This is a genomic window from Microbacterium sp. UCD-TDU, assembly GCF_000340625.1.
GTDB classification, from domain to species: domain Bacteria; phylum Actinomycetota; class Actinomycetes; order Actinomycetales; family Microbacteriaceae; genus Microbacterium; species Microbacterium maritypicum.
Window position 1 is genome coordinate 249,466 of record NZ_KB454446.1, and the last position, 14,181, is coordinate 263,646.

The 14,181-nt window shown below is 69.3% G+C and carries 12 protein-coding genes; 1 reads left to right on the forward strand and 11 read right to left on the reverse strand.

Annotated elements, in window-relative coordinates; all coding sequences use genetic code 11:
• Positions 1-59: 59 nt before the first annotated feature.
• The 7 genes from D514_RS23935 to rsmI all read right to left on the reverse strand — a co-directional run bounded on the left by D514_RS23935 (position 60) and on the right by rsmI (position 8,614).
• Entirely contained in the window at positions 60-1,229 is a 1,170-nt protein-coding gene (locus tag D514_RS23935; RefSeq protein WP_017828820.1) for a glycoside hydrolase family 1 protein, read from the reverse strand.
• A gap of 38 nt (positions 1,230-1,267) precedes the next feature.
• A complete protein-coding gene (locus D514_RS23940; RefSeq protein ID WP_017828821.1) occupies positions 1,268-2,995 on the reverse strand; it encodes an ABC transporter ATP-binding protein in 1,728 nt (575 codons plus the stop codon).
• Entirely contained in the window at positions 2,992-3,906 is a 915-nt protein-coding gene (locus D514_RS23945; protein WP_017828822.1) for an ABC transporter permease, read from the reverse strand. The genes D514_RS23940 and D514_RS23945 overlap by 4 nt, the downstream gene beginning before the upstream one ends.
• A complete protein-coding gene (locus tag D514_RS23950) occupies positions 3,903-4,883 on the reverse strand; it encodes an ABC transporter permease (protein WP_017828823.1) in 981 nt (326 codons plus the stop codon). The genes D514_RS23945 and D514_RS23950 overlap by 4 nt, the downstream gene beginning before the upstream one ends.
• Positions 4,880-6,529, reverse strand: a complete 1,650-nt coding sequence (locus D514_RS23955; RefSeq protein ID WP_017828824.1) for an ABC transporter substrate-binding protein — start codon at positions 6,527-6,529, stop codon at positions 4,880-4,882. Before D514_RS23955 ends, D514_RS23950 begins: the two co-directional genes overlap by 4 nt.
• A 148-nt stretch (positions 6,530-6,677) precedes the next feature.
• Positions 6,678-7,784, reverse strand: coding sequence for a LacI family DNA-binding transcriptional regulator (locus D514_RS23960; protein ID WP_017828825.1), 1,107 nt, complete (start codon positions 7,782-7,784; stop codon positions 6,678-6,680).
• A complete protein-coding gene (gene rsmI, locus D514_RS23965) occupies positions 7,781-8,614 on the reverse strand; it encodes a 16S rRNA (cytidine(1402)-2'-O)-methyltransferase (RefSeq protein WP_017828826.1) in 834 nt (277 codons plus the stop codon). Before rsmI ends, D514_RS23960 begins: the two co-directional genes overlap by 4 nt.
• A gap of 62 nt (positions 8,615-8,676) precedes the next feature.
• Here rsmI and D514_RS23970 point away from each other — a divergent pair, with 62 nt between their 5' ends.
• Positions 8,677-10,230, forward strand: coding sequence for a dolichyl-phosphate-mannose--protein mannosyltransferase (locus tag D514_RS23970; protein ID WP_017828827.1), 1,554 nt, complete (start codon positions 8,677-8,679; stop codon positions 10,228-10,230).
• A gap of 16 nt (positions 10,231-10,246) precedes the next feature.
• Here D514_RS23970 and D514_RS23975 read toward each other — a convergent pair whose 3' ends face one another.
• From D514_RS23975 to D514_RS23990, 4 genes are all read right to left on the reverse strand, one after another.
• The gene (locus D514_RS23975; protein WP_017828828.1) at positions 10,247-10,735 is read right to left on the reverse strand and encodes an Lrp/AsnC family transcriptional regulator; all 489 of its coding nucleotides are present in this window, start codon (positions 10,733-10,735) and stop codon (positions 10,247-10,249) included.
• Between the two features lie 2 nt (positions 10,736-10,737).
• Positions 10,738-12,141, reverse strand: a complete 1,404-nt coding sequence (locus D514_RS23980; RefSeq protein WP_017828829.1) for an amino acid permease — start codon at positions 12,139-12,141, stop codon at positions 10,738-10,740.
• The gene (gene hisC / locus D514_RS23985; protein WP_036323023.1) at positions 12,138-13,229 is read right to left on the reverse strand and encodes a histidinol-phosphate transaminase; all 1,092 of its coding nucleotides are present in this window, start codon (positions 13,227-13,229) and stop codon (positions 12,138-12,140) included. The genes D514_RS23980 and hisC overlap by 4 nt, the downstream gene beginning before the upstream one ends.
• A gap of 176 nt (positions 13,230-13,405) precedes the next feature.
• Entirely contained in the window at positions 13,406-14,140 is a 735-nt protein-coding gene (locus D514_RS23990) for an SUMF1/EgtB/PvdO family nonheme iron enzyme (RefSeq protein ID WP_017828831.1), read from the reverse strand.
• Between the last annotated feature and the right edge of the window lie 41 nt (positions 14,141-14,181).

The window sequence follows — 14,181 nt, forward strand, 5'->3', positions numbered from 1 at the left end:
CGAGGGTAACCCCGCCACGGATGCCGGGGGCGCATCCGAGGCGGGGTCGTCGACCGGTCTCAGAGACCGTTGCGGCGCGCGACCTCACCCAGCCACGCGAGCGACGGCTTCGGCGAGCGCTCGAACGTCTCATGGTCGAAGCCGATCAGCCCGAACGTGGGCCGGAAGCCGCTGGCCCATTCGTAGTTGTCGAGCGCGCTCCAGTGCTGGTAGGCCCGCACGTCGATGCCGTCGGAGATCGCGCGGTGCAGTCCCTCCAGCGCTCCCTGTGTGTAGGCGATTCGCCGGGTGTCGTCGGCGGTCGCGATACCGTTCTCGGTCACGAGCACCGGCACGCCGCCACTGCGCTCCCAGGCGCTGCGCACACCCATCTCGAGAGCCTCGGGGAAGAACTCCCAGCCGGTCAGCGTGGTCTCGACGTCCGGCGACACGGGCAGAGGACCCTCCGGGCCGATGAAGGTGCGGGTGTAGGCCTGCACGCCGACGAAGTCGTCGCCGGCCGACTGGTCGAGGTACCAGTGGTCGCGCGGGTCGCCGTACGTGGCGAGCATCTCGTCGGCGCCGGGCTCACCGGTGGAGTGGAACGCCTGCGTGGCGATCGTCCATCCGGCTTTGACTCCCGGTACCGAGTGCAGGATCTCGGTGGCACGGTGGTGCGCATCGAGCAGCGTGTCGGCCACGGCGAGGTCGGGGTTCGGGAGGCCGTAGGCGACCAGATTCGCCGCGTCCTCTCCCCCGGCCAGCATCGCCGCGATGTTCGGCTCGTTGATGGTGCACACGTAGTCGATGCCGTCGAGGATCGGCAGCACGGTCTCGACGTAGCGGGCGAACAGGTCGACCGCATCATCGGCGCGCCAGAAGCCGTCCTTCTGGAACCACTGCGGCACCGTGAAGTGCATGAGCGTGACCGTGGGGTCGAGCCCGTTCTCGCGCGCCGTGTCGATCATGCGGCGGTAGTGGTCGAGCATCGCCCGGGAGACGAAGCCGCGCTCGGGCTCGATCCGCGCCCACTCCACCGAGAACCGGTAGGAGTTCAGCCCGGCGTCGGCGAGCAGCCGCATGTCCTCCGGGTAGCGATGGAAGTGATCGGCGGCGTCGCCGGAGGGCTCCACCATGGGCGAGCCGGGCGCGTGTTCCATCGCCCACCAGTTGCTCGTGGTGTTGTTGCCCTCCACCTGGTGGGCCGCTGTCGCGGCACCCCACAGGAAGCCGTCGGGGAATGCGAGCACGAGTGCTCCTCTCGGTGTTGATGTACGGATCGAGGGTTCTATCGGATTCGCGTGGGATTGGGCACGGCGTCCAGCAACTGGATCGTGTACGGATCCTCCGGATGCTGCAGCACCTCCGCAGTCTCGCCGCGTTCGACCACGCGTCCGCCGTTGAGCACCAGGATGTTCTGGGTCACGAGCCTCGCGCTCAGCAGGTCGTGCGTGATGTAGAGCATGCTGATGCCCCACCTCTCGCGCAGGTCCTCCAGCAGCGCCAGGACCCCGGCGCGCAGCGAGACGTCGAGCATCGAGACGGGCTCGTCGGCGATCAGCACCTGCGGGTCGCTCGCGAGTGCCCTGGCGATCACGACGCGCTGCCGCTGTCCGCCGGAGAGCTGGTGCGGCAGCTTCGCCGCGAACTGCTCGACGGGCGTGAGGCCGACCGTCTCGAGCAGTTCGAGCACGCGGGCCCTGGCCTCGGGCCCCCGCAGCGTGGTGTAGTTCATGACCGGACGCGTGAGGGCGTACTCCACGGTGTGCAACGGGTTCAGTGCCGCATACGGGTCCTGGAAGACCATCTGCACGTCCTTGCGCAGGTCGCGCAGACCCCGCCGCTTGAGGGACGCCACGTCGACATCACCGAAGTGCACGGTGCCGGAGGTCGGCTTCTCGACACCGGTGAGCATCTTGGCGATGGTCGACTTGCCCGAGCCCGAGGCGCCGACGAGCGCGAGCGCCTCGCCGGGTTCGAGCCGGAACGAGACGTCGTCGACCGCGGTCACGGCGTCCTGCCCACGTCGAGGGGCCGGGTAGTGCTTCGAGACGCCCTCCACCACGATCGCCGCATCCGCACGACGGGTGTCGCGCGACGAGACGGTCGGCAGCGTCTCGGTGACGTCGGTGCGACGGCGGCCCTCTCGACGCCGGGTGCCCGCGTCGAGGAATCCGGGGATCTCGATCTTCTCCGCCCGCGGGTCTGCGTAGTGGCTCAGCAGCATCCGGGTGTACTCGTCCTGCGGGCGTTCGAGGATGTCGATGCTCCTGGCGTCCTCGACGATATGACCCTCGTGCATCACCATCACCCTGTCCGTCGCCTCCAGCACGATGCCGAGGTCGTGACTGATGAGGATGGCGGTGAAGTGCTCGGCGCGCTGCAGCTCCTTGATCGTGTCCATGACCGCGTGCTGCACGAGCACGTCGAGCGCGGTGGTGGGCTCGTCGAACACCATCAGCTGTGGTTCGAGAGACAGCGCGAGCGCGATCGAGGCACGCTGGCGCATACCGCCGGAGAGCTCACCCGGGTAGCGGGCGAGCACCGACGCGTCGAGTCCGACCTTGCCGATCAGTTCCCGGGCACGCGCATCGCGCGCGTCCTTGGGTACGTGGCCGTGCGCGGCGAAGATGTCGCGGAAGTGGTTGCCGATCGTACGCACCGGGTTGAGCGCGTTCATGCCCGACTGCAGCACCATGGCGAACCCGCCCTGGCGCTGGCGACGCAGCTCCTCCGCATCCAGTTCGCGGATGTCGCGGCCCCCGAAGAGGATGCGCCCTGCGCTGATCCGTGCCGGCGGCTTCTGCAGTCGGGTGAGCGCGAAGCCGAGGGTCGACTTGCCCGACCCCGACTCGCCGACCAGCCCGACGAACTCGCCGCGGCGCAGCGAGAACGACACGTTCTCGACCGCGGTGACGGGCTTCGTGCCCGGCGAGGCGTACTCCACGGACAGCCCCTGCACGTCGAGCAGGATGTCGTTCGGCATCGGTGTGGTCTCGGGTGCCATGGCGGTCATCGGCCCTTCCCCTCTCGCAGGCGCGGATTGGAGATGCCGTCCACGCCGAAGTTGATCAGTGTCAGGCTCAGTGCCAGCAGTGCGATGCACAGACCGGGGGCGAACAGCAGCAGCCACTGTCCGGTGAGCAGGGAGTTGGAGTTCTGGGCCCAGTAGAGCATCGTGCCCCAGCTGACGATGCTGGAGTCGCCGAGGCCGAGGAACTCCAGCCCCGCCTCCGCGAGGATCGCCGCCGTGGCCGCTCCGAAGAGCGTGCCGGCGATGATCGACGTCATGTTCGGCAGGATCTCGCGGAACACGATGCGCGTCCTGCTGTCACCCGAGAACTGCGCCGAGGTGACGAAGTCGTTGCCGCGCAGCGACTGCGTCTGGCTGCGGAGCACGCGAGCACCCCACGCCCAGCCGGTCACCACGATGACCGCGATGATCATCAGGATGCCGCCGTTCTGCAGATACGCGGCGATCACGATCATCAGCGGGAGTCCGGGGATCACCAGGAAGAGGTTGACGATGAAGCCGACCACCTCGCCGGCGAAGCCGCGCATGTATCCCCAGCTGAGGCCGATGAGCACGGCCACGATGGTGGACAGGATGCCGGCGGCGAAGCCGACCAGGAGGCTGACCTGCGCGCCGTAGATGAGCTGGCTGAGCACGTCCTCCCCCGCCGCCGTCGTGCCGAGCCAGTGCGCCCAGGAGGCATCGGCGTTGCGCTCGAAGGTGTTGTCCTTCGCGCCGTACGGGGCCAGGAGCGGGGCGAACACCGCCACCAGCACGAAGAAGGCGAGGATGCACAGTCCGAGCCGTGCCTTGCCGTTGCCCCAGAGGGTGGCGACCATGCGCCCGAAGGCGCGCCACGGGCTGGGCGCGGCGATGCGCTCGGCGGGGATCTTGACGTTCATGGTGGAAGTCATCGGCGGGTCCTTGGGTCGAGTACCCCGTACAGGATGTCAACGAGGAAGTTGGCGATGAGCACGCTCACGGTGATCATCAGGAAGAGCGCCTGCATGAGCGGGTAGTCCTGCCCGATCACGGCGTTGAACAGCAGATACCCGATGCCCGGATATCCGAACACCTGCTCCACGAGGATCGATCCGCCGACGACGCCGCCGAGCGTGAGCCCGAAGCCGGTGAGGTTGGGCAGGATCGCGTTGCGCGCGGCGTAGCGGAGGGCGATCGTGCGCCCGTGCAGGCCGTTCGCCTCGCCGAACGTGATGTAGTCCTCGCCGAGCGTGTTGATCATGGCGTTGCGCATCCCGATGATCCAGCCGCCCAGCGAGGTGAGCAGGATCGTCAGAGCGGGAAGGAACGCGTGGCTGAGCAGGTCTCCGAGGAACTCCCAGGTGAATCCGGGGGTCGTCGTCGCGGAGTAGGCGCCCGTGGTCGGGAACCAGTGCAGCACGTAGCCGAAGAAGAACAGCAGCAGCAGCGCGGTCCAGAAGTAGGGGAACGTGCTGAGGAACGAGCCGGTCAGCGTCGGGAGGCTGTCGAGCCAGGTGCCCCGTCGCCAGGCCGCCGAGACGCCGATCAGCGTGCCGATCACGAACGCGAGGATCGTGACGATGCCGACGAGGCCGATCGTGTACGGCAGGGCGGTGGACACCATGCTCGACACCGACTGCGGGTAGAACGTGTACGAGACGCCGAAGTCGAGCCGGACGACCTGTCCGAGGTAGGCGATGTACTGATCCCACAGCGACCCGGTCGGAACGCCCAGCTGCGCCTCGATGGCGGCGCGCGTGGCGTCCGACACCGGTCCGTTCTGGGACAGCTTCGCGATGGCGGCATCCGCCGGAGAACCCGGCATCATCCGCGGAAGGAAGAAGTTCAGGGTGACCGCGGCCCACAGCGTGAGCACGAACAGGCCGAACTTCTGCAGCGCGTACTTCATCGGTCGTCCCCCTTGACGCGCTTCAGGTGCGTGAAGATCATCAGCGGCGCGGAGTCGTAGTTCTGCGGGATCATGTACGGGTCTTCCTCACTCGGCCAGCCGGTGAACTTGGCGTCGTTGAACAGGCCCCAGATGCCGCCGTAGTAGAGGCCGATCACGGGCATCTCGTCGTAGACGATGCCCTGCAGCTCCTTCACGATCTCGGCCTGGCGGGCGGTGTCGACGGTCTCGCGGTACTCCGCGAGCAGCGCGTCGACCTTCTCCGAGCTGTAGCGTTCGAAGTTGTTCGCCGTCGGCTCTCCCGACGGCACGTAGAACTCGCTGGAGAGCAGGTTGTTGTACGCCTGGTAGACGTCGCCGTTGCCCATGCCGCCGATGGCCATCTCGAAGTCACCGTTGCTGATCGCGCTCTGGTAGCCCGCGGGCTGCGGGAGCTTGAGCGTGACCTTCACGCCCACGTCGGCGAGCTGGCTGCGCACGGTCTGCGCGGCCCTGGTCCAGTCGGTGAAGCCATTCGCGGTGGTGAGGGCGAATTCGAGCTGCTCGCCGTTCGCGTCGACGAGGCGGTCGCCGTCCAGGGTGTACCCCGCTTCGGCGAAGGCGGCGAGAGCGGCGTCCTTGTCCTGCGTGATCATGCCCTGGTCGGGGATGCTCGGATCCAGGTACTGCTCCTGGTTGGGGAGGATGAGCCCGGTCTGACCGGCCGGCTTCATGTACCCCTCGGAGGCGGTCTCGGCGATCTCCGCGCGGTCGAGGGAGAGCGCGATGCCACGGCGCACGTTCACGTCGTCGAAGGGCGCGACCTCGAGGTTCGGCATCAGCGCGATCACGCCGCCCGGCGGGAACCACCAGGAGTTGTGCTCGCTCGCCGCGCCCCACGTGCCCTCGACATCGGAGATGAAGGCGTAGGCCCAGTCGTAGCCGCGACTGACGGTGTCCAGCTGCGAGTTCGTGGCGGGGAGGATGATGTGCTCGATCTCGATCGAGTCGGCCTGCCAGTAGTCGGGGTTCTTGTCCATCGAGTACTGCTGGTCGTTGTAGTTGCCGAGCACGAAGGGGCCGGTGCCGACCGGCGTCTCGTTGCGGTAGGTGCCGCTGTCCTTCACATCGGCCCAGAGATGCTCAGGGACGATCATGGTCTGCCCGAGGATCGACAGAGAAGGAGCGTCGTCGGTCTTGAGGTGCAGGATCACGTCGCCGCCCTCGGTCTCGACGCTCTCGAGGTGCTGCCATGCGCCCTTGATGTCGAGCGACGGGTTGTCCTTCAACAGCTGGAACGTGAAGGCGACGTCCTCGGGAGTGAGGTCTTCGCCGTCGCTCCAGGTCACGTCGTCGCGGATCGTCATCACGATCGTGCGGGCGTCGGGCTGGGACCACTCGGACGCGAGCCACGGGTTCTGGGTGCCGTCGAGCGGGTTGATCAGGATCAGCGGTTCGTAGATCCACCGCGACGCCGTGCGCGTGTTGGTGAGATACGGGTTGAAGTTCTTCGTGAAGAACGGATTGCCCTTGTCGGCGTTGATCAGCATCGTGTCGGCGCCGATCGACGGATCGGGTTGGGATGTGATCTGGATGCTGCAGCCGCTGAGTGCGACCGCGACGGCCGCCAGGCCTACGATCGCCGCTCGGCGCCAGCGCTGGATCACGCGCCCTCTCGGTGTTCTTCCACCGGACATCTGCCACCTCATGTCGTCTCTGTCATGAACGGCATCCTGCGCCGCCTCAGCGATTGTAAGCGCATACATTTTGCGATCGCAACCCCTTGACACCGCCACCGGGGCATGTGTCGAGCCGTCAGGCGGGGCGCAGAGAGCTCTCGCGCAACAGGATCTGCAGCGGCAGCCGCGCGACCACGGGGTCGGCATCGGCGTTCTCGAGGCGGCGGGCGAGCACCTGCACCGCCGCGCGCCCGAGGTCGATCATCGGCTGGCGGATCGTGGTCAGCGGCGGCTGCGAGAGCGCGGCGGCCTCGATGCCGTCGAAGCCCGTCACCAGCACGTCGTCCGGCACCCGGACGCCCGCGCCGCGGAACACGTCGAGCGCGCCGAGGGCCATCTGATCGTTCGCGCAGATGAGCGCGGCCGGCGTGCCGGCCGCGAGAATCTCCTCGGCGGCCTGGCGCCCCGACGCGCGGGTGAAGTCGCCGCGCCGCACCGTCACGTCGTCGAGGGACCCGCCGGCCTCCACCACGGCAGCGGCGAAGCCCTCCCAGCGCTGCAGTCCATCCGGGGAGTCCGCCGGCCCCGCGAGGAAGGCGAGCCGCCCGTCCCCCACCTGAGCCAGCACGTGCCTGGTCAGCTCGGCCATCGCCTCGGCGTTGCTCACCGTCACGTGGTCGTAGTGATCGCCGCGCGGGGGGCCGGAGAGCACCACCACGGGGATGCGTCGCGCCAGTCGGGCCAGCACGTCGTCGGGCACACTACTGGCGAGGACCATGAGCCCGTCAACCCGGCCGGCCATGTCCCGCACGGTGGAGCGATCGGGGTCGTCACGTCCGACGCCGACCATCAGCACGAAGCCCTGCTTCCACGCCTCCAGCTCCGCACCGCGCAGCACCTCGTCGAGGAACAGCATCGAGGTGTGCCGGCCGTCGACCTCCGCCTCCTCGCGGACGATCGCGAATGGCGGCGCCTCGCTGTCGGCGGCGGAGAGGGCGTCGAGAGGCGGAGCATCCTCCGCGGCGTCGAATCCGGGGAAGTACAGTCCCAGCACCCCTGTCCGCCGCTCGGCGAGGCCCCTGGCACTGCCGCTGGGGACGTACCCGAGCGCGGCGACGGCGTCGAGCACGCGTTCGCGGGTGACCGGACGCACGGCGTCCGGCGAGCGCAGCACCCGCGAGACCGTGGCGATCGAGACGCCGGCCCGATCGGCCACGTCGTACACGGTCGCCGCCTTGCTCACGCCGACGCCCCTCCGGATCGGGCGGCGAGGGCGGCCTGGTAGAGGTCTCGGGAGGAGAGACCGGTGAGGGCCGCGACCTCGGACGCGGCATCCTTCAGCCGGATGCCGTCGGCGACGAGCTTCTGCACCTGGACGAGGGCGTCTTCCGGGGAGGCATCACGACGCGACGCCCCTTCGACCACGACGACGATCTCGCCCTTCACCCCGTTCTCGGCCCAGGCGACGAGTTCGGAGGAGGTGCCGCGGCGCACCTCCTCGTAGAGCTTCGTGAGCTCGCGGCACACCGCGATCCGCCGCTCGTCGCCGAACGCGGTGCCCATGTCGGCGAGAGCGCTCGCGAGGCGGGCGGGCGACTCGAAGAAGACCATGGTGCGGGGTTCGGCGGCCAGCGCGCGCAGTGTGGAGCGACGCTCCCCCGGCTTGCGCGGCAGGAACCCCTCGAACGTGAAGCGGTCGGTGGGCAGGCCCGAGATCGCGAGCGCCATCAGCACCGCGCTCGGCCCGGGGATCGCGGTGACGGTGACTCCCTGCGCCACCGCCTCGGCGACCAGTCCGTACCCGGGGTCGCTGACGGTCGGCATCCCGGCATCGCTCATCACCACGATGTCGGTCTCCGCCGCGAGGGCTGCCAGCTCGGCGGCCTTCTGCTTCTCGTTGTGGTCGTGCAGGGCGATCAGGCGCGGCCTGTTGTCGATCTGCAGGGCCTTAAGCAGGCGCTGGGTGGTGCGGGTGTCCTCCGCGACGACGACCTCGGCGTTCTCCAACACCTCCACGAGGCGGCGAGATGCGTCGCCGAGATTTCCGATCGGAGTGGCGGCGAGGATGATCACCCGCCCAGCTTAGGCGGGCGGGATGCAGCCGGCGGAGAAGGCCTGTTGTCTAGGCTGGAGCGGTGACCGCGCCCGTGCCCCTGCTTCCCGCTCCCGAGGAGCGGTCGACGCGCTACGGGCAGCTCCGCGATCGTCTGCTGCGGGATCCGGACTGGGGACGCGCGATCCGCTGGCTCGCCCCTCTCGTGATCACCGCGATCGCCGCCCTCCTCCGTCTGATCAACGTCGCGCATCCGCATCAGCTGGCGTTCGACGAGACCTACTACGTCAAGGACGCGTGGTCGCTGTGGACCCTCGGCTACGAGGGCACCTGGGGTGAGAACGCCAACGACGCGTTCATCACCCTGCAGCAGCTGCCGTTGTCCGAACAGGGCGCGTTCATCGTGCATCCGCCGCTCGGCAAGTGGCTCATCGCGCTGGGCATGGCGATCGGCGGTCCCGACAACAGCGCGGGCTGGCGGCTCGCGACGGCACTGCTCGGCACCGCCTCCGTTCTGCTGGTCTACCTGATCGCGCGACGACTCAGCGGTTCCGTGGTGGTCGCGAGCGTGGCCGGAACACTGCTCGCGATCGACGGCCTGAGCATCGTCATGAGCCGCATCGCCCTGCTCGACGGCATCCTGACCTTCTTCGTCCTGCTCGGCGTGCTGTTCGTGATCATCGACCGGCAGCGGACCATCCCGGTGCTCGCGAGGCGCGACCCCGACAAGCCCGACCCGTTCTGGGGTCCGGTGCTCTGGCGCCGCCCCTGGCTGATCGCGGCGGGTACCGCCCTGGGCGCAGCGTCGGCCGTGAAGTGGTCGGGACTGTACGTTCTGGCCGGATTCGGCCTGTACGTCGTGGTCACCGATGCGCTGGCCCGTCGGCGGGCCGGGGTGGTGCTGTGGCCCACGGCAGCTGCCTTCCGCCAGGGGCCCGTCTCGTTCGTGCTGCTCGTCTTCCCCGCCCTGGCCGTGTACCTGATCAGCTGGACCGGTTGGCTGGTGACCGCAGGGGGTTATGACCGCCAGAGCGACCCTAACCCGCTGATCGCCCTGTGGAAGTACCACGAGTCGATGCTCGGCTTCCACGTCGGCCTGACTCGCGGGCACCCCTATGCGAGCCCCGCCTGGGAGTGGCCTCTGCTGCTGCGCCCCACGGCCGTATGGGTCGACTCCGATCCCACCGGCTGCGGCACGGACCACTGCATCGGCGTGATCTCCGCGATCCCGAACCCGCTCATCTGGTACGCGGGCGTGGCCGCGGCGATCTACCTGCTCTACCGCCTGGTGCGCGGCTGGATCACCCGGCGATCCGTCGGCCCGGAGCTGAGCATCCCCCTCGTCGGCCTCGCGGTCACCTATGTGCCGTGGCTGATGTTCCCCGATCGCACGATCTTCCAGTTCTACACGGTCGTGATGATGCCGTTCCTCGTGATCGCGCTGGCCATGACGCTGCGGATCATCGCCGGCACGCGCGTGGATCCGCTGCACCGTCGGCAGTCCGGCGAGCGCACGGTGATGATCTTCCTCGCGTTCGTGGTGCTGGTGTCGGCGTTCTTCCTGCCCCTGTGGACCGGCATGAGCGTGCCGTACGAGTTCTGGCTGCTGCACAACTGGCTGCCCGGCTGGGTGTGAGGCTGGGTGTGAGGCGCTAGCCGGAGAGCACCTCGTCGGTGGCGACGTGCTCCACGAGCGGCAGCACCCGTCCGGAGAGATGCGTGCGCATCGCGATGGACGACGCCGTGCGGGCGACTCCCGGCACCAGAGCGACCCGGTCGAGCACCTCCTGCAGCCTGGTGGCATCGCGCGCCACCAGCCGCAGCTGCATGTCGCTGGCCCCCGTGACGGTGTGCATGTCGACGATCTCGGGCACGGCGTCGGCGAGCGCCGTGGCCACCTCGTCGTGCCCCACCTTCTGATCGATCTCGACCAGGCAGAACGCGACGACGCCGTAGCCGAAGCCGGCAGGGTCGATGCGCGGCACGATCGCCTCGATCACCCCGCCCTCGTGCAGGCGCGCGAGTCGGCTCGTCGCGGTGCCGCGGGCGATGCCGAGCCGCCGCGCGCATTCGAGGATCGGCAGCTGCGGCGACTCGGTGAGCAGCCGGATGAGCTGGGCGTCGAGGCGATCGATGCGCATCGCTACTCCCGGGGGACGCCGGGCCGGGCCACACCCCTGGTCGCGCGGGCGACGAGGAGGAGCACGGCGGTGAGCCCCAGCGTCAGCAGCAGCTGGATGCGCGCTGCCTCATCGATCATCGCGAGGGCGATCACGGCCGCGAGCAGCACCAGGCACAGCCACGAAAGCCAGGGGAAGCCCCACATGCGCATCGGCATCGCCTCTCCCTCCCGATCTGCGCGGCGGCGGAGGATGATCTGCGCCACGGCGGTCGCTGTCCAGATCACGAGCAGCGTCGAGCCGACCACGTTGAGCAGGGCGGGCAGGACCACATCGGGGAAGGCCCAGTTGAGCCCGACCGTGACGAAGCCGAAGGCGACCGAGGCCAGCACCGCGACGAACGGCACGCCCTTGAGGCTGGTGCGGGTGGCGGCCAGCGGCGCGAGCCCGCGCTCCCCCAGCGAGTACGCCATGCGGGAGGCGCCGTAGATGTTGGCGTTCATGGCCGACAGCAGCGCGATGATGACGATGAGGTCCATCACCAGTCCGACGCCCGGCACGTTCAGGGTCTCGAGCACCGCCGAGAACGGCCCCGCCTTCACGGCCGGGTCGTTCCAGGGCAGCACCGCGACGATCACGAAGATCGATCCGACGTAGAAGACGAGGATGCGCACGAGCACCTCACGGACGATGCGGCGGATGTTGTGGGCGGGATCGTTCGACTCGGCGGCCGCGATCGCGACCACCTCGGTGCCGCCGAAGGCGAACACCACGATCAACAGGGCACCGGCGATGCCGGCGATGCCGTTCGGGGCGAAGCCGCCGGCGTCGACGAGGTTCGAGATGCCGGTGGCCGCCACGCCGGGGATGAGACCGATGATCGCGCACACCCCCACCACGAGGAAGGCGATGATCGCGGCGACCTTGATCGCCGCGAACCAGAACTCGAAGCGACCGTAGTTGCGCACGCCGAACAGGTTCACCGCGGTGAGCGCCACGACGAAGATCAGCACCCACACCCAGGCGGGGATGCCCGGCGTCCAGTTGGCGACGATCGCGCCCGCCCCCGTCGCCTCGGCCGCGATCACCACGACCAGCTGGATCCAGTAGAGCCACCCGACCGCACTGCCGGCGCTGCGCCCCATCGCCTTCTGGGCGTAGGAGCTGAAGGCGCCGGAGCTGGGGCGGGCCGCGACCATCTCGGCGAGCATCGCCATCACGAGAACGACGATGCCGCCGGCGACGAGGTACGACACCAGCACGGCGGGTCCCGCGATGCTGATCGCCTGACCCGATCCGACGAACAGACCGGCGCCGATCGCACCGCCCAGTCCCATCATCGAGATCTGACGGCGGGTCAGGCCCGGATGCAGTCCCTTGGTGGTCGTGGTGGTCGGCGGCACCTCGGTCATACGGTCATCGGTCATGCGCCGACCTCCACACGCTCGGCATCGACCGCGAGCGGAGCGGATGCGGCGAGCGCGGCCTCCACCCGGTCGATGTCCTCCGCGGAGCCCGAGGAGATGCGGATGCCCTCCCCGGCGAAGGCGCGCGCGATCACTCCCCCCTCCTGCAGCAGGCCCTCGAGCTCTGCGGTGCGGTCGGCGGACGGCACCCAGACGAAGTTGGCCTGGGAGCGGACGGCAGGCCATCCGGCTGCGGTGAGCACGGCGTGGAGGCGATCGCGCTGGGCCACGACGTCGTCGATGCGGGTCGCGAGCTCGTCCTCGGCGTCCAGCGAGGCCAGAGCCGCGACCTGAGCGAGGTCGGTCACCCCGAAGGGGACGGCGACCTTGCGCTGGTTCTCGGCGACGGCGGCCGGGGCGATCGCGTAGCCGATGCGGAGCCCGGCGAGCCCGTAGGCCTTGGAGAACGTGTGCAGCACCGCCACGTGCGGGTGCCGGCGGAACAGCTCGATGCCGGCGCCCCTGCTCTCGGTGCGGTCGAAGTGCACATAGGCCTCGTCGATCACCACGAGCACGTCGTGCGGAACCGCGGAGACGAAGCGCTCCAGCTCCTCGGCCCCGACGACGGTCCCGGTCGGGTTGTTCGGGTTGCACACGAAGATCAGGCGGGTGCGCGGGGTGATCGCCGCGAGCATGGCATCGAGGTCGTGCCCGTGGTCCGCGTCGAGCGGCACCGGTACGGGTGCGGCCCCGGCGATGCGCACCAGCGAGGGATACGCCTCGAACGACCGCCACGCGAAGATGACCTCGTCGCCGTCACCTGCCACCGCGTGGATGAGCTGGGAGGCGATCTCGACCGATCCCGCCCCGACGGTGACCTCGGACGCATCGACGCCGTAGCGTTCGGCGAGCCGTTCGCGAAGCGCCGCGGCGCTCATGTCGGGATAGCGGTTGATGCCGTCGAGGCGATCGCGCACGGCCTGGACGACCGAGGCCAGCGGCGGATGCGGGGACTCGTTCGAGGAGAGCTTCGAGGCACCGGCCGGAGCGGAGCGCCCCTGACGGTATGCGGGAACGGCGTCGAGTCCGGCGCGGGTGGGGAGGGGCATCGTCAGAGCGTCCTTGCTGTGATCCATGGGCGGCCCCCGAGCGGCACCGCCTGCTGTCGCGCAACAGTAGAACGGATCGCGGCCACTGGGCAATCGGCGCACCGGAAGCTGCGCATCTCGCGCAATCGACCGGCAGCCCTCGGGGAACTGTTAGGCAGATTGCACAGTCGCGACGATCACGCGGCGGAGGCCGCGAGCCGGAACCCGATGCCCACCGCGACGAGGTCGGCCTCATAGGCCCCGTGTCGCCGCGCGCAGCGGGCCAGGTCGACGTCGTGGCGGAATGCGCCGCCGCGCGTGATGTGCGGGTCGGCCGCCCAGTCCTCGACGGCCGGGACGCTGTCGGGCGCACCCGGGTACGGCGCGTACCGGGTGGAGGTCCACTCGTCGACGTTGCCGGCCATGTCGAGCACTCCGAACGCACTGGCACCGTCGGGGAACGACCCGACGGGCGTCGTGGTGCCGAGCCCGAGGTCGAACAGGTTCGCCCTCCCCCGCACGTACTCGTCTCCCCAGGGGAACTCGCGGGTGTCGTCACCGCGCGCCGCCCTCTCCCACTCGTCTTCGGTCGGCAGTCGCACCTCTTCGCCGAGTTGCGAGCCGATCCAGGCGGCGAAGGCGGATGCTTCGGCCCAGGTGACTCCGACCACCGGATGCTCGTCGATCCCGGAGATGGTGCGGGCGCCGGTCTCCCCCGCGAACACCGCCCACTGCGCGACGGTCACCGGGGTGCGGGCGAGCCGGAACGCCGGGACGACGATCGACGTGCGCGGCGTCTCCTTCTCGTACCAGGCACGCGGAACCCCCGTGTCGGCATAGCGCACGGTGAGGGCGTCGACCTCGTCGGGCGGTGTCCCCCGCTGCAGTGTTCCCGCCGGGATGCCGACCCACTCGATCTGCTGCGCGGCCATGCAGCTTCCCCTCTCGAACCCTGTCGGTCCCCAGCGTAGGA